Consider the following 15,581-nt stretch of genomic DNA (forward strand, 5'->3'; position numbering starts at 1 on the left):
CGCTCCAGCGTGCTGCTTACCCGGTAATGCCTTGAAACACGAAACGAAGCCTGTCTCGCCCGCTGCCGCATTGGCCGGGCTCCGCCCCTCGGCGTGCCCGGGGCTCCTGCGCGTGGTCGCGGCGCGCGACGGCGGCCTGTGCCGCATCCGCCTGCCTGGCGGCGCGCTGAGCGCCGCGCGTGCGCGGGCCCTCGCCGACGCAGCGTCGACGCACGCGAACGGCGTACTCGAACTGACCAATCGCGCGAACGTGCAGATTCGCGGCGTGCGCGCCGGCGAAGAAGCGGCATTGAGCGCCGCGCTGATCGACGCAGGCCTCGGCCCTGCCGGCATCGACGCCGCGAGCCCGGTCGAGCGTGCATGCGCCGCCGACGAATTGCGCAACGTGATGCTGAGCCCGCTCGCGGGCCTCGACCCTGACGCGTTGTGGGACACGACGGAACTCGCCGCCGCGCTCATCGACATGATGCAGCGCGAGCCACGCTTCGCCGCACTCTCGCCCAAGTTCGCGTCGCAACTCGACGGCGGTGAACGTGTGGCGATGCTCGAGCATCCGCACGACATCTGGCTCGCCGCGCTGCCTTATGGCGCAACGGTGCGCTTCGCGGTGGGCCTCGCAGGTCGCCCCACGGCGCAGCCAGTCGGCACGCTCGCGGCCGAAGACGTTTGCGCATCGATGCGCGCGCTGTTGCATGCGTTCCTCGATCTCGCGGGCGCGGACGCCACACGCATGCGCGACGTCCTCGCCACTCATTCGCTCGACGCGCTGCTACAGCGCGCGCAACAGCATGGCGACTTCACGTTGACGCGTGACGACGCCACGCTGCCCGCTTGGCGCCGCGCGGCGAGCCCCGCCGGCTTGCGCCTCGGCGCACACGCGCTGCACGCCGACGGCAGCGGCTACGTGGGCGCGCAACCCGCTCTCGGCCGTATCGACGCGCCAACGCTGCGCGCACTTGCCGCGCGCGCGGAAGACTCGGGCGACGCGACATTGCGCGTGACGCCCTGGCAAGGCGTCCTGCTGCCGAATGTGCCCGCGCACGCCATGCCCGCCGCGCTCGAACGCCTGGACGCGCTCGGTCTCATCGCCTCCCGCGCCGACCCGCTCGCGCGCCTCGTCGCGTGCACGGGCTCGACGGGATGTGCAAAAAGCCGCGCGGACACGAAGGCAGACGCACAGCGCCTCGCCGCAATGCTGCCGCCCGACGCCGAAGCCCACCTGAGCGGCTGCGAGCGCTCCTGCGCGGCCGCGCATTGCGCGCCGTTCACGTTGCTCGCCAGCACCCCGGACCACTACGACCTGTACCAGCGCGACGACACGCAAAGCGGCTTCGTCCAGCGCTTTGGCCAACTCATCGCGCGCAACCTGACGATCGAAGCCGCTGCGCTTGCACTCGCGCAGCGGCCCCGGAGTAACCAAGATGTCTGATTACATTCGCGACGGCCAGGCGATCTATCGCGAGTCGTTCGCGACGATCCGCGCCGAAGCCGACCTCTCGCGCATTCCCGCCGACCTCGAAAAACTTGCCGTGCGCGTGATTCACGCATCCGGCATGGTGGATGTGGCCGCAGACCTCGCATTTTCCGCAGGCGCGGGCACAGCGGGCCGCAACGCGCTCGCGGGCGGCGCGCCGATTCTCTGCGACGCGAAAATGGTCGCTTACGGCGTGACGCGCGCGCGCTTGCCGGCGAACAACGCCGTGATCTGCACGCTCGACGATCCCGCCGTACCGGATCTCGCGCGCGAGATCGGCAACACGCGCTCGGCGGTCGCGCTCGAACTGTGGCGGCCGCATCTCGCAGGCAGCATCGTGGCGATCGGCAATGCGCCCACCGCACTCTTTTATCTGCTCGACATGATTGCCGCCGGTGCTCCGCGCCCCGCGCTCATCCTCGGCTTTCCGGTCGGCTTCGTCGGCGCGGCCGAGTCCAAGGCGCAGCTTGCAGCCGAAAGTCACGGCGTACCCTTCGTCGTCGTGCACGGCCGCCGCGGCGGCAGCGCGATGGCCGCCGCCGCCGTCAACGCACTCGCTTCGGAGACCGAATAAATGATCCGCAAAGGACGTCTGCACGGCATTGGCGTCGGCCCCGGCGACCCCGAACTGCTCACACTCAAGGCGCTGCGCCTGCTCAAGGCCGCGCCCGTGGTCGCGTATTTCGTCGCGAAGGGCAAGAAAGGCAATGCGTTCGGCATCGTCGAGGCCCATCTCGAAGCGGAGCAGGAACGCCTGCCGCTCGTGTACCCCGTGACGACCGAAGCGCTCGAACCGCCGCTCTCGTACGAAGCGATCATCGCCGACTTCTACGACGGCGCGGCGCAAACGCTTTCGCGCCATCTCGACGCCGGACGCGACGTGGCCGTGATCTGCGAAGGCGATCCGTTCTTCTACGGCTCGTACATGTATCTGCACGACCGGCTCGCCGCACACTACGAGGCCGAAGTCGTGCCGGGCGTGTGCTCGATGCTGGGCGGCGCGGCGGTGCTGGGCGTGCCGCTCGTCTACCGCAACCAGAGCCTCGCCGTACTCTCGGGCGTGCTGCCCGAGGACGAATTGCGCCGGCGCCTGGCCGACGCGGATGCCGCCGTGATCATGAAGCTGGGCCGCAATTTCGACAAGGTGCGCCGCGTGCTGGGCGAACTGGACCTCGCGCATCGCGCGCTGTATGTCGAGCGCGCAACCATGGCGAACCAGCGGATCGTCCCGCTCGACGACGTCGATCCGATGGCTTCGCCGTACTTCTCGCTGCTCGTCGTGCCGGGGGTGAAATGGCAGTCGTGACGCCGCCCGCCATCGTCATTCTCGGGCCCGGCGCGCTCGCCACGGCGCGGCGCGTGCAGACGCTTTACCCAGGCGCGCAGGTCCATGCGCTGGAGGGCCGCGTGGCGGGCGATGTCGCGTTCAGCGAGCTTGGCGCGCATTTGCGCGAATGCTATACGCGCGGCCTGCCCATCGTCGCGCTGTGTGCGGCGGGCATCGTGATCCGCTGCCTCGCGCCGCTCCTTGCCAACAAGGGCGCAGAGCCGCCGGTGCTCGCGCTCGCCGAGGACGGCAGCGCCGTCGTGCCGCTGCTCGGTGGACTCACGGGCGTGAACGTCATGGCACGCGAAATCGGCGCGGCGCTCGCGGTTGCGCCCGCCATCACCACGAGCGGCGAATTGCGCTTCGGCACCTGCCTGCTCAATCCGCCTGCGGGCTATGCGCTCGCGAGCCTCGCGCAAGGCAAGCGCTTCGTCTCCGATCTGCTTGCGGGCGCAGCGACACGCGTGGACGGCCACGCACCGTGGCTCGAAAATGTCGATCTGCCACGCGAGGCCGCGGCGCGCCATGCCATCCGCGTGAGCGCGCACGTCTGGGACGGCAGTCCCGACGACCTCGTCATTCATCCGCGCAGCATCGTCGCGGCCGTGGGTGCGCCACGCGAGGCGCTTGCCGATAACGTGCGCCGCGCGCTCGATGCGCACGGCCTCGCGCCGCTTGCGCTCGCGGCGCTCGTCGCCCCTGCTGCGCACATGCGCGATGCGTCGCTCGCGCAGGCGGCAGCGGAACTCGGCGTACCGCTGCGCTTCGTCGATAGCGAGGAGAACACGGCGCAAGCTACGCTCGCCGCCCTCGACCTCGCGGCGGACGTCGAGCGCTACACGCCGAACGACGACGGCGTCGCCCTCGCCTGCGCGGCCGCGCCGCTCGACCCGCGCGCGCTGGGCCGCGCGCGCGGCAAGCTCACGGTGCTGGGCCTCGGCCCCGGCCGCGCCGACTTGCTCACGCCTGCCGCGCGCGCCGCGCTCGACAGCGCCACCGATATCGTCGGCTATGCAACCTATGTCGAGATGGCGGGCCCGTTTCGCGCGGACCAGCAGCGCCACGCCACCGACAACCGCGAAGAACTCCAGCGCGCCCGCCACGCGTTCGAGATGGCGAGCGAGGGCCGGCGCGTGGCCGTGGTTTCCTCGGGCGACCCCGGTGTGTTCGCCATGGCGGCCGCCGTGCTCGAAGCGCTCGAAGGCTCGGACGACGCACGCTGGCATGCCGTCGAGCTGGCTATCGTGCCAGGCGTTTCCGCAGCGCTCGCCACGGCGGCGCAAGTCGGCGCGCCGCTCGGCCACGACTTCTGCGTGCTTTCGCTTTCCGACAACCTGAAGCCGTGGACGGTGATCGAAAAGCGCCTCCTGCACGCGGCGCAGGCCGATCTCGTGATGGCGTTCTACAACCCCATCTCGCGCGCGCGGCCCTGGCAGCTCGAGCGCGCGCTGGAAATCGTGCGCAGCGTGCGCGCGCCGCACACGCGCGTGGTGCTGGGCCGCGACGTAGGCCGCCCCGGCGAGACGCTGCGCGCCATGACCCTGGGCGAACTGCGTTCGGCGGACGTCGATATGCGCACGATGGTGATCGTCGGGTCGTCGGCCACACGCGGGTTCGCTCGTGGTGACGGTGGCGAATGGATTTACACGCCGCGCTGGTATCGCGAGGATGCCTAAAAAAGCGCTCACGCCTTCAAGGTAGGCAGCGCGTCGCGCGGGTCGGGTGGTGCACCCTCGAACTCGCGCGCTTTCACCTGATTGCGCCCCGCCTGCTTCGCGGCGTAAAGCTCCGCGTCGGCGGCGCGCAGCAGCGCCTGCGCGCCATCGCGCTTGTGCGGCACGCAGGTGGCGCAGCCAATGCTCACGGTCAGCGTGCCGTATTCGCTGTGCTCGTGCGCGATTCCGAGCGCCGCCACTTGCTGGCGCACCGCTTCCGCGATTTTCACGGCGCCGTCCGCCGGCGTGGCCGGCAGGACCGCGGCGAACTCTTCGCCGCCGTAGCGCGCAACCATGTCCGTGGCGCGGCGGCAGGCCTCGCGTATCGCGCGTGCCACGGCAGCGAGCACCTTATCGCCCTCTGCGTGCCCGTAGAAGTCGTTGAAGAGCTTGAACTTGTCGATATCGATGAAGAGCACCGAGAGCGGTTCGCCCGCGCGTCTCGCGTGCTGCCATTCGGTTTCGATGCGCAAGTCGAGCGCGCGCCGGTTGAAGAGGCCCGTGAGCGCGTCGGTAACCGCGAGACGTTCGAATTCTTTTTGCGTGGCGAGCCGCGTGCGCATCGACAGTGCGAGCAGCCACGACGAAGCCGCAATCAGCGCGCCGAAGATCAACGCCATCGGCGCATAGATTTGCAGGCGGTTCCGCCATGCGTCGAGCGCGCCGTCCACGGAAGGCGCGACCACCGCGATGAGCGTCGTGTGCGGAACACGCTTGAACGTGTAGATGCGTTCGACCTCGTCCTCCTCGCCCGCGGCGATGAACGAGCCGGCGCCCGCCTTCAGCATCGGCTGGATGTATTCCAGCTCGCCGACTTGCGCACCCACTTCGTAGTCCGAATAGGGACGGTGCGCGAGCATGGTCCCGTCGTTCAGCAGGATAAACGCGCTGCCCTTCGGGTCGACGTCGATCCGGTCGAACAGTTGCTGAAAATAGGCAAGCCGCAGCGTGAGCAGCACGACGCCGCCAAACGAGCCGTCGTATTCGGTCACGCGGCGTGACAGCGCAATCGAATATTGGCCTTCGCGCGTGCGCGAGCGAATCGGGTCCGAAATATACATGCCGACCGAGCGCTCGCGCTGCACCGTGAAATAGTCGCGATCCGCCAGATTGACGCCGGGATACGCGCGGCCGTCCCGCGATTCGACGATATTGCCGCTCGCGTCGGCACTGAACGCGTCGTCGAGATACGCGCCGGCCGCCACGCGGCCGAACAGCAACTTGCGGCGGATGTCGGCCGGAAGCCCTTGCGTGCGCGGGTCGCGCGCGCTTTCGGCGGCATCGATCAGCAAAAGGTCGTAGATGCCGAAATTCGCCTCGAGGTCGTTCGACATCAGCGCAACGAGCGCGGCCGAATGGCGCTGCGTGCCGAAGATGGCCTGGGTGCGCTGCTGCATCAGCCCCAACAGCACGATGGCAACGATGGCCGCGCCGACTAGCGAGCCCATCGTGCCGACAATGAACGGATGGCTGCCCACCCACTGCATGAGCGCCCGGTTCCATTGGCGGAGGATTCGCAAACATCGTGTCCAGAGCTTCATGAGGCGTTTCCTCTTGCTCCGCGCGTTCCGTTGATACCGCTCGTACCGCGTGCCGGCCGATTACAGATTGCATTCAGGCGCCATCATACTGCGGCTCGCGAAACCGCCTTCGAATCGCGGCACATACTCAATTTCCCTGTCGTAGCGCCGTAAACCAGGTGAACCCGCGAAGTGAATTCGCGACGCGAACCGCTCACCGTCCACCCTGCGCCGATGACCAACCCGACCACTGAAGATCAAGCCGCAGCCACCGACGCCGCAGCCGACGCTGCAACCGAAGCCGCCCCGCTCACGCCGCAAGCCCTGCCGGTCGGCGAACCGCTCGCCTGGCCTGTCGTCGATCGGGACGGCGCCTTGCTGCTCGATGCCGGCTCGGTGCTGATGGGTGAAGCGGAACGCGACTTCCTGTTCCTGCATTTCGAGCCGCATCGCGGCGACAAGGAACGGCTCGAGGTTGCACCGGAGAGCGCGACGGCCGCGAATGGGGCTAGCATCGGCGATACCGCGGCCACCACGCGCGACATGCACCTGACCATCGGCGCGCTGATGGGCCTGCGTCCGCAGATGGGCGCGAGCGGCGCGCCGATGCACCCGTGCCGCCTGATCGGTTTCGCGCCCAACGAGGCGCTCTTCGTGACGACGCCCTATGTCGATGGCCGCCCCGTCGCCATCACGCCGGGTGAAAACGTGGAGATCGTCGCGATTGCGAGCCAGGCCGTCTATCGCTTCGTATGCACCGTGCATGCGCTCAGCCAGTCGCCGCTCGACTATCTCGTGCTTTCGAAGCCCGCCAACATCCGCCGCCTGCGCGAACGCCGCTCGATTCGGGTGCGCGCGCAATTTCCCGTGCGCTACGGCATCGGCGAGGAAGGTGCGGGTTATGACGGCGTGGCGCTCGCGCGCGGGATCAGCGCGCTCGGGCTTTCGGTGAGCGCCGCGTGGGCGCTCGGCAAGGTTGGCGAGCGGCTGCGCGTGGCCTTCCAGCTGCGCTCGGGCGACAACGCGACGGCGATCGAAACCAGCGCTGTCATCCGCAACGTGCAAGCGGAAACGGGCGACCCCGCGCACGCGACGCTCGGCCTCGAACTCGACCGCCTCACGGCCGCCGAGCAGATGGCGATGAAAGTGTACGTATTCGATCGTCAGGACGACGTACTCTACTGGACCGGCAGCATGCGCTGACGCGCGTTCAGGCGAGCAGCGCCTGAGCGTCCAGGCACTCGCCGGCCCATGCTTGCGCGAGTGCCTCGCAGCGCCCCAGGCGCAGCGCGCCAAGTTCGCAATCAATCACCGTAACGTGGTCGGCGTGGCGTGGCCGCGCGGGCCACTGCGTCGTGCGGCCGTCGCTGAACAGCCAGAGATGGCGGGTGCGCGCCGGATCGCGGCGCGCGGCAGTGTCGAGCACCTGTGCCGCGCGGCCGATGCCCACTTCGAGCGGCGTGCCGCCGCCCCCGCCGATCGGCTCGATCCAGCGCTCGTTCCACCAGCGCGGCACCGCGGGCCCGAACCTCAGTTCGGCGCCGGCGCCGCCGAAAGCAATCAGCGCCACCTCCACACGCTCGGCGCGGGCGCGATCGAACAGCGCGATCAACAATCCCTTGGCGAGCGCGAGCTGGCCGCGCGCGAGCATCGAGGCCGAGCAGTCCAGCACGAAGCAATGGAGCGCGCCGGAGCCGGTCTTGCGTCTGGCGAAACGAAAATGTTGCGCCTGCAACGACCCGGCGCGCTTGGCCGCGAGCGTGGGCGGCCAGGCGATGCGCTCGCCGCGCTTCGCGACTTGCGCGGGACCGCGCCCCGGGCCTTCTCGCCGTCGAGCGCCGCCCTGTGCCGAGGCGGCGGCCTGTGCCCGACGGGTCAGCGTTTTTTTGCGGGCAGCGGGATCACGCCCTTCACGGCCTTCGCCGCGACGGGCTCGGGCGGCAACTCGCCCCAATCGGTATCCGACGTTGTTTCGGTGTGCTTGTCTTCGCGCCTGGAAGCGGAGGGCGGCTGCTGCGGCTCGGGGGAAGACGGCGCATCGGAACGCCGCGGCATGGCGTGCCGGCGATGCGCGAGCACGCAATCGGCAACCTCGTCGACGTGTTCCGGGCTCACCGCCTGCGCGCCTTCGAACGCCGCGAGCGCGCGCGCCGCACGCAGCATCACGAGATCGGCGCGCAAGCCGTCGACGGCGGCCTCGATGCAACGCTGCGCGGCGCGCTCGTGGACGGCGTCGCTCCAGTCGAGCTTGTCGAGCGCATCGCGGGCCGCCGCGATGCGCTGCGCGAGCGCGCGCTGTTCGGCCTCGCGCACCGCACAAAACGCCTGCGGATCGGCGTCGAATGCAAGCCGCGCCTTGACGATGCGTTGCCGTTCAGCGACGTCATAAGGCGTGCCGAGTTCGACCATCAAGCCGAAGCGATCGAGCAATTGCGGACGCAACTCGCCCTCTTCGGGATTCATCGTGCCAACCAGCACGAAGTGCGCGTCGTGCGTGTGCGACACGCCATCGCGTTCCACGGTATTCACGCCGCTCGCCGCCGCGTCGAGCAGCACGTCGACGAGCGCGTCGGGCAGCAGGTTCACTTCGTCCACGTAAAGCACGCCGCCGTGTGCCCGCGCGAGCAGCCCCGGCGCGAAGCGCACCGCGCTCTCGCGCAACGCCGCTTCGAGGTCGAGCGTGCCGATCAGCTTGTCCTCGCTCGCGCCGAGCGGCAGCGTGACGAACGCGCCTTCCGGCAAGAGCGCCGCGAGCGCACGCGCCGCCGTGGATTTCGCGGTGCCGCGCGGCCCGCTCACCAGCACGCCGCCTATCGCCGGGTCGATGGCCGCGAGCAGCAGCGCGCGCTGCAATGCCGCCTGGCCAACCAGCGCGGTAAAAGGAAAAGCGGGACGCGTGGCCGCTGCGCTCATGGTCCTGATCCTTCCAGATGCTGCCCGGCTTCGAGCAGACGGTGTTCGAGTTGTGCGCGATGCTCGCCCGGCTCCTGCCAGAGCCCGCGCTGGATCGCTTCGAGCAGGCGCTCGCACACGGCATGCAGCGCGTGCGGATTGTGGCGCTGCATGAATTCGCGCGTGTCGTCGTCGTGCACGTAGGCGTTCGCGACGAGCGCGTACTGATGATCTCCCACCACGCGCGCAGTCGCGTCATAGCCGAACAGATAGTCCACGGTCGCCGCCATTTCCGCTGCGCCCTTGTAACCGTGACGCTTCACGCCGTCGATCCACTTCGGGTTGACCACGCGCGAACGGAGCACGCGCGCTATCTCTTCGTGCAGCGGACGAATGCGCGGCGCGGCGGGGTTGCTGTGGTCCGCGTGATAGAGCGCGGGCTGGGCCTGCGAAAAATGCCGCGCCGCCACGGCCATGCCGCCCTGGAACTGGTAGTAGTCGTTCGAGTCGAGCAGGTCGTGTTCGCGGTTGTCCTGGTTCTGCAGGACCACGTCGAGTGTCGCGAGTCGCGCGCGGAACGCCTCGCTCGCCTCGTCGCCCGCGCTCTTTTGTGCGTAGGCGTAACCGCCCCACGCCTGGTACGCGTTCGCGAGATCGGCGTCGGTCTGCCACTGGCGATGGTCGATCAACGACTGCAAGCCCGCGCCATACGCGCCGGGGCGCGCGCTGAAGACACGCCAGCCCGCGCGGCGTCGCGCCTCGTCGGCGGCCATGCCGTTCGCGACCAGCGCATCGCGCTCGCGCAGCACGCGTGCGCGCAGCGGGTTCTGGTGCTCCGGCTCGTCGAGATCGGCCACCGCCTGCACGGCGGCGTCGAACAGATGCATGACGCTCGGAAACGCGTCGCGGAAAAAGCCCGATACGCGCAGCGTCACGTCGATGCGCGGCCGGTCCAGCGCCTCGACCGGCATGATCTCGAAGTCGGTCACGCGCTGGCTGCCGGCGGCCCACTTCGGCCGCACGCCGATCAGCGCGAACGCCTGGGCGATGTCGTCGCCGCCGGTGCGCATCGTCGCCGTGCCCCAGACCGAAAGCCCAATGGCGCGCGGGTAGTCGCCGTGCTCCTGCAGATGGCGCTCGATGAGTTGATGCGCCGATTTCATGCCGAGCGCCCACGCTGCTTGCGTCGGAATGGCGCGCGTATCGACGGAATAGAAGTTGCGGCCCGTGGGCAGCACATCGGGGCGGCCGCGCGAGGGCGAACCACTCGGGCCTGGCGGCACGAAGCGGCCTTCGAAGCCACGACGCAGCTGGCGCATCTCTTCGGGGCCGCAGGCGTCGAGGCGCGGCAGCACGTCGTCGCGCAGGCGCGCAAGCACCTGGGTCGCGTGGGGAAGCGACGCAGTCTCCGCATCGCTTCGTTGGCCTGAGCAAATGTCTTCGATCAGCGTGGCCGCGAGCATTTCCAGGCGTTCGCGCGTGTCGCCCGCATGACGCCATGGCGTATCGCTCACCGCTGCGAGCCGTGGTGGACGCGGGCCTTGCCACGGCGCAGCCCAATCGACCGTGGCCGGATCGACGAGGTAATCGATGCGCAGGTCTCGCGCGAGCGCATCGATGAGACCTGCGTTCGCGCCCTGCCCGTCCCCGCATGCGTATCGTCCGAGCGCGAGCAGCGTATCGCGCCGCTGCTGGCCTTGCGGCGATTCGCCGAACGTATGCAGGCCGTCGCGAATCTGCGCTTCCTTCAGCTCGCACAGGTAAGCGTCGGCGCGCGTGAGCAATTCGTCTTCGCCCGCCTGATCCTGCGGCGCGGCGACGCTCAATTCCTCGTGCAGCCGATGCTCGATGATGGTCGCGAGTATGGTCTTGCGCAGCAGCTTCGCGCGGCGCGGGTCCACCATCAATGCTTCGTAATACTCATCGACCTGACGTTCGAGGTCTTGCAGCGGCCCGTAGTTTTCGGCGCGCGTGAGCGGCGGCATCAGGTGATCGATGATCACGGCCTGGGCGCGGCGCTTGGCCTGGCTCCCCTCGCCCGGATCGTTGACGATGAACGGGTACAGATGCGGCAGCGGCCCGAGCGCCATGTCGGGCCAGCAGGTGTCGGCGAGCGCCACGCTCTTGCCCGGCAGCCACTCCAGGTTGCCGTGCTTGCCCACGTGCGCGATGGCGTCGATGCCGAAGGTCTCGCGCAGCCAGAAGTAAAAAGCGAGATACGCATGCGGCGGCACGAGTTCGGCGTCGTGGTAGTTCGCGTAGGTGTCGTCGCCGCGCGAGCGCGAAGGCTGAATGCCCACGAACACCTGGCCACAGCGCCAGCCCGCAATCATGAAGCGGCCGCGGCGCACGGTGGGGTCGTCCTCCGGCACGCCCCAGCGCGCGATCAGCGCGTTTTGCGCCTCGGCGGGCAACTGCGAGAAGCGCGCGCGGTAATCATCGAGGGAAAGACTCTGCCATGCGGGGCGCAGCGCGCGGGTGTCGGGATCGTTCGTCACGCCCTGCGTGAGGATGCGCATGAGCGCGTCGCCGTCTTCGGGCAGATCGGCCACACGATAGCCTTCGTCACGCAGCATGCGCAGGATGCCGACCACCGAGGCCGGCGTGTCGAGTCCCACGCCGTTGCCAATGCGCCCTTCGCTCATCGGATAGTTCGCGAGCACGAGCGCGAGTTTCTTCTCCGCGTTCGGCAGGCTGCGCAGACGGCACCACCGGCGCGCCAGTTCGGCGACGAACGCCACGCGCTCGGCATCGGGCTGATAGCGCACGACATCGACCTGCGTCTCTTTGCAGTGGTATGCGAGGCCCTTGAAGCTGATCGCACGCGTAATCACGCGGCCGTCCACTTCGGGCAGCGCGATATGCATGGCGATGTCACGCGAATTCAGGCCGTGATTGTCCTTCACCCAGTCTTCGCGATTGCCGCCGCTCAGGATCACCTGGAGCACGGGCGCGTCGCCGGCGAGCGCAATCGGTTCGGGGTCGTCGAGCGACGAAGCCGCGAAGGCCGTGGTATTCAGCACGAGCGAGACGTCGTGCTCGGCCGCCAGTTGATCGAGCACGTCGCGGCTCAAAGTGTCCTTGAGCGACGTGATCGCAAGCGGCAGCGGGTTCAGGCCGCGCGCGAGCAGCGCGTCGATGAGGGCATCGAAAGCGGCGGTGTTCGCCGCCTGCAGATGCGCCTTGTAAAACAGCAGCGCGACGACCGGCGCGCCAGGTTGCCAGCGCGCGCGCCATTCGTCGATGGTCGCGACGTCGCGCTGCGGGCAATAGAGCGCAGCGGCGGGCAACGCAATGGGCGGCGCAGGCTCGCTGCCCCAGTCGAATGCGCGCCACGCGAGCGCACGCAGGAACGATTCGGCGTTGGCCGCGCCGCCTTCGCGCAGATAACGCCACAGCAAGCGGCAAAACTCGGGCTCGGCGCGGCTCTTCGCGATGAGATTGGGGTCTTCCTGCAAGTCGCCCGAAAACATCGCGAGCAGTTGCCCGCGGCGCTCGGCTAGCGAGACGACCTGCTCGATGCCATATGGCCAGTACGTTTCGCCGCCCAGATGATCGACCACCACCACGCGCGCGTGCTGCAGGACATCTTCGACGTAGAAGTCCACCGACGCGGGCTGGCGCAAATACGTGACGTTCGCAAGCCGCACGCTCGGAAAACCTGCGGGCAGGCGCGGCACGACGCTCGCCAGCAGCGCTAGCGTCGTGTCCGCCGAACTTAGCACGACGATCTCGGCGGGCTGCTGGTCGATCCGGATAACGCCCTGCGTGTCGTCGACGAAACCGCCTGGCGTAGTGCGCAGCAAATGCATGGGACTGCCTCGTCTAGCTGGGTGCGCTCACTTCGCGGCCGCGGTCTGCACATTCGCCAGTGCGATATCGAAGGCCGCTTGCAGCGTCGCGCCATCGAGATCCTCTCCGATCAGCACGAAGCGGCTCGCAAGCGGCTGCGCCGCGCTTTCCTGCTCGTTCCAGCGGCGGTCGAAATAGCTGTCGAAGCGGCGGCCCACGCCTTGAATCACGAGGCGCATGGGCGCACCCGGCAGCGCGGCAAAGCCCTTCACGCGATAGATCGTGTGCGCATCGACGAGTTGCTGCAGCGCCTCGATCACAGTCTCGCGCGAAGCCGCATTGCCCGACACCACAACCGAATCGAACTCGTCATGATGATGATCAGGATCGTCGGCGGAACCGTGATGGTCGTGCCGCAGATGAATGCTCTCCTCGGAGGCCGCCTCGAGCCCGAGCAGCGTATGCAGATCGAGCTTGCCGTGCTGCGCGCGCACGATCTTCACCTGCGGCGGCAGCTCTTCGCGCAGCTCGGCGATGAGCGCGTCCTGGCCCGCAACGTCCAGCAGATCGGTCTTGTTGAGAATGACGAGGTCGGCGGCCGAAAGCTGGTCTTCGAACAGCTCGTGCAGCGGCGACTCGTGATCGAGGTTCGGGTCGGCGCGGCGCTGCGCGTCCACGGCCTGCGGATTTTCGGCGAACTGCCCGCTCGCGGCGGCGGGGCCGTCCACCACGGTCACGACCGCATCGACGGTGAACGCGTTGCGAATCGACGGCCAGTTGAACGCCTGCACGAGCGGCTTGGGCAGCGCGAGACCCGAAGTTTCGATCAGCACGTGATCGACATCGCCGCGGCGTTCGAGCAGTTTCTCCATCACGGGGAAGAATTCTTCCTGCACGGTGCAGCAAAGGCAGCCGTTCGCGAGTTCGTAGAGCTGGCCTTCCGTTTCGTTGCCGTTCTCGTCGCAGCCAATGCCGCAACCGCGCAGAATCTCGCCGTCGATACCGAGTTCGCCGAATTCGTTGACGATGACCGCGACGCGCAGGCCGCCCGCGTGCTGGAGAATGTGACGCAGCAGCGTGGTTTTACCGCTGCCGAGAAAGCCCGTCACGATCGTGACCGGAATCTTGCGCATTTGCATGAAGTGCTCCTTCGGCGCCAGGCCGTATCGAGGGGCATGGTGCGTCGCGCCTGCCGTTCGTGCGGGTGCCGTGTTGCGCACACGCGCGTATCCATGGAGACGCTGTCACGCGCAACGATTCAACAACCTGCAGGGGACGAACGACCAGAAACGCACCCAGGCCTCGCCCGGCTGACGCATGAAAATCACGGACCCGGCACCGCATCCCCGCAGCACGAATCCCACGTATCTGGCCGGTATCCGGACTGACGAAACACCGCTTCGCCTTCCCGCGCGAGCGGCCTTGCGGCCGGCTTGCACAGTGGCGTGGACTGCGTAAAGCATGGAAGCGGTTTGCGGCATTCGTGCGAACGCCGCGCTCGTTGTACCGTTGCGGGTGCAGTTCAGGTTGGCCACGCCCGAGGCGGGATGGCTCCCTGATTCCCGTTTAACTGCGCGCGCATTATGAATCGCGCGCGCGAGCACCAGAGTGCGTGCGAGTGTAGGCGCGGGGGGCCCGTGCGTCAAGGAAGGCGTGGGAAGCCGCAAAAGCGTGTGCTATCGTAGCGCGCATCCGGCGCCCGCCGGAACGCGACGCTTTTGCTCGTTTTGCCCCTGCGGTCACGCCTTCGATCGACGCCCTCGCCGTGAATCCTGCCGAAAATCGCGCCTCGGGCGCAGCCTCATTCGAAGCCACGCCGGAACCCGCGCAGCGCGTGCCGCCGCTTGCGCTCGGCATCGGCTGCCGGCGCGGCGTGACGCTCGCGCAGGTCGAAGCCGCGGTGCGCGCTGCGCTCGACGCGTGGCCGCTCGACAGCGTTACGGCCGTGGCAACGCTCGATGCAAAAGCCGGCGAACCCGGCTTGCAGGCGTTTTGCGCGGCACATGCGCTGCCGCTTCAGACGTACACGCGGGAGCAACTCGCCGCGACACCGATACTGGCGCCACCCTCCGCAGCCGCGCAAGCGCAGTTCGGCGTAGACGGCGTGTGCGAACCCTGCGCGCGTCTGGCGGCGGGCGGCGCTCCGCTCGTGCGCGGCAAGCTGGCGCTCGACGGCGTGACGGTCGCAATCGCAGGCATTCTGCCAAACGACGCAAATGCGGACGCGATAGCGCCGCAACCAAACCAATCCCGATGATGAAAACCGATCCCGAATCGCACCAACGCATGACGCAACGCCGCCGCGAAGGCCACGAGAAGAAGCAGGCCGCCGCGACGCACGAAAAGGGCCTGTTGATCGTCAACACCGGCAACGGCAAGGGCAAGAGCACGGCCGCGTTCGGCATGGCCGTGCGCATGCTCGGCCACGGCATGAAGCTAGGCGTCGTGCAGTTCATCAAGGGCGCGCTGCACACGGCCGAACGCGATTTCCTCGGCAGCGTTGCGCACTGCGAGTTCGTGACGATGGGCGACGGCTACACCTGGAACACGCAGAATCGCGACGGCGACATCGCCACCGCGCGCAAGGGCTGGGACGAAGCGAAGCGCATGATCGAGAGCGGCGAGTACGCCATGGTGATCCTCGACGAACTCAACACGGTGCTCAAATACGAGTACCTGCCGCTCGACGAAGTGCTCGGTGTGATCGCCTCGCGCGCGCCGCACGTGCACGTGGTCGTGACGGGTCGCCATGCGCCCGACGCCCTGATCGAAGCGGCCGACCTCGTCACGGAAATGCGCCTCGTGAAGCATCCGTATCGCGAGCAAGGCGTGAAGGCGCAAAAGGGCGTGGAGTTTTAAGC

Annotated in this window: 12 protein-coding genes and 1 riboswitch; of the genes, 7 read left to right on the top strand and 5 right to left on the bottom strand. The window is 68.2% G+C overall.

Features of this window, described 5'->3' with window-relative positions; all coding sequences use genetic code 11:
- Positions 1-31 precede the first annotated feature (31 nt).
- The 4 genes from cobG to cobJ are packed head-to-tail and all read left to right on the top strand — an operon-like array spanning position 32 to position 4,477.
- Positions 32-1,429: a precorrin-3B synthase gene (cobG, locus tag AB3X99_RS31330; RefSeq protein ID WP_368619114.1), complete on the top strand. Its 1,398-nt coding sequence runs from the start codon at positions 32-34 to the stop codon at positions 1,427-1,429.
- Positions 1,422-2,048, top strand: a complete 627-nt coding sequence (locus AB3X99_RS31335; protein WP_368619115.1) for a precorrin-8X methylmutase — start codon at positions 1,422-1,424, stop codon at positions 2,046-2,048. The genes cobG and AB3X99_RS31335 overlap by 8 nt, the downstream gene beginning before the upstream one ends.
- Entirely contained in the window at positions 2,049-2,780 is a 732-nt protein-coding gene (locus tag AB3X99_RS31340) for a precorrin-2 C(20)-methyltransferase (RefSeq protein ID WP_368602863.1), read from the top strand.
- Positions 2,768-4,477: a precorrin-3B C(17)-methyltransferase gene (gene cobJ, locus AB3X99_RS31345; protein WP_368619116.1), complete on the top strand. Its 1,710-nt coding sequence runs from the start codon at positions 2,768-2,770 to the stop codon at positions 4,475-4,477. Before AB3X99_RS31340 ends, cobJ begins: the two co-directional genes overlap by 13 nt.
- A gap of 8 nt (positions 4,478-4,485) precedes the next feature.
- Here the strand turns inward: cobJ and AB3X99_RS31350 are convergent, their stop codons facing one another.
- Positions 4,486-6,036 carry a diguanylate cyclase gene (locus tag AB3X99_RS31350; RefSeq protein ID WP_368619117.1) on the bottom strand — a complete coding sequence of 517 codons (1,551 nt, stop codon included), beginning with the start codon at positions 6,034-6,036 and terminating at the stop codon, positions 4,486-4,488.
- Between the two features lie 192 nt (positions 6,037-6,228).
- On the opposite strand from AB3X99_RS31350, the gene AB3X99_RS31355 reads away from it, so the two are divergent.
- Entirely contained in the window at positions 6,229-7,239 is a 1,011-nt protein-coding gene (locus AB3X99_RS31355) for a flagellar brake protein (protein WP_368619118.1), read from the top strand.
- A gap of 7 nt (positions 7,240-7,246) precedes the next feature.
- On the opposite strand, the gene AB3X99_RS31360 is transcribed toward AB3X99_RS31355, so the two are convergent.
- Genes AB3X99_RS31360 through cobW form a run of 4 tightly spaced genes read right to left on the bottom strand, consistent with a single transcriptional unit; the run spans position 7,247 to position 13,853 of the window.
- The gene (locus AB3X99_RS31360) at positions 7,247-7,990 is read right to left on the bottom strand and encodes a VWA domain-containing protein (RefSeq protein WP_368619119.1); all 744 of its coding nucleotides are present in this window, start codon (positions 7,988-7,990) and stop codon (positions 7,247-7,249) included.
- Entirely contained in the window at positions 7,912-8,949 is a 1,038-nt protein-coding gene (locus AB3X99_RS31365; protein ID WP_368619120.1) for an ATP-binding protein, read from the bottom strand. The genes AB3X99_RS31360 and AB3X99_RS31365 overlap by 79 nt, the downstream gene beginning before the upstream one ends.
- Complete coding sequence (gene cobN / locus AB3X99_RS31370; protein WP_368619121.1) at positions 8,946-12,740, bottom strand: cobaltochelatase subunit CobN; 3,795 nt, start codon at positions 12,738-12,740, stop codon at positions 8,946-8,948. Before cobN ends, AB3X99_RS31365 begins: the two co-directional genes overlap by 4 nt.
- A gap of 27 nt (positions 12,741-12,767) precedes the next feature.
- The gene (gene cobW, locus AB3X99_RS31375) at positions 12,768-13,853 is read right to left on the bottom strand and encodes a cobalamin biosynthesis protein CobW (protein WP_368619161.1); all 1,086 of its coding nucleotides are present in this window, start codon (positions 13,851-13,853) and stop codon (positions 12,768-12,770) included.
- A 219-nt stretch (positions 13,854-14,072) separates the two neighbouring features.
- Positions 14,073-14,343: riboswitch (cobalamin riboswitch) on the bottom strand.
- A 142-nt stretch (positions 14,344-14,485) separates the two neighbouring features.
- Between cobW and AB3X99_RS31380 the strand changes: the two genes are divergently transcribed.
- Positions 14,486-14,977, top strand: a complete 492-nt coding sequence (locus AB3X99_RS31380) for a cobalamin biosynthesis protein (RefSeq protein WP_368619122.1) — start codon at positions 14,486-14,488, stop codon at positions 14,975-14,977.
- The gene (gene cobO, locus AB3X99_RS31385) at positions 14,977-15,579 is read left to right on the top strand and encodes a cob(I)yrinic acid a,c-diamide adenosyltransferase (protein WP_069266354.1); all 603 of its coding nucleotides are present in this window, start codon (positions 14,977-14,979) and stop codon (positions 15,577-15,579) included. Before AB3X99_RS31380 ends, cobO begins: the two co-directional genes overlap by 1 nt.
- Positions 15,580-15,581: the final 2 nt, after the last annotated feature.

Source organism: Paraburkholderia sp. BR10882, assembly GCF_040948855.1.
GTDB lineage: Bacteria > Pseudomonadota > Gammaproteobacteria > Burkholderiales > Burkholderiaceae > Paraburkholderia > Paraburkholderia nodosa_A.

Coding starts and splice junctions, on each gene's coding strand:
- AB3X99_RS31335 (WP_368619115.1), top strand. CDS start 1,422: ATGTCTGATTACATTCGCGACGGCCAGGCGATCTATCGCGAGTCGTTC.
- AB3X99_RS31340 (WP_368602863.1), top strand. CDS start 2,049: ATGATCCGCAAAGGACGTCTGCACGGCATTGGCGTCGGCCCCGGCGAC.
- cobJ (WP_368619116.1), top strand. CDS start 2,768: ATGGCAGTCGTGACGCCGCCCGCCATCGTCATTCTCGGGCCCGGCGCG.
- AB3X99_RS31365 (WP_368619120.1), bottom strand. CDS start 8,949: ATGAGCGCAGCGGCCACGCGTCCCGCTTTTCCTTTTACCGCGCTGGTT.
- cobN (WP_368619121.1), bottom strand. CDS start 12,740: ATGCATTTGCTGCGCACTACGCCAGGCGGTTTCGTCGACGACACGCAG.
- cobW (WP_368619161.1), bottom strand. CDS start 13,853: ATGCGCAAGATTCCGGTCACGATCGTGACGGGCTTTCTCGGCAGCGGT.
- cobO (WP_069266354.1), top strand. CDS start 14,977: ATGAAAACCGATCCCGAATCGCACCAACGCATGACGCAACGCCGCCGC.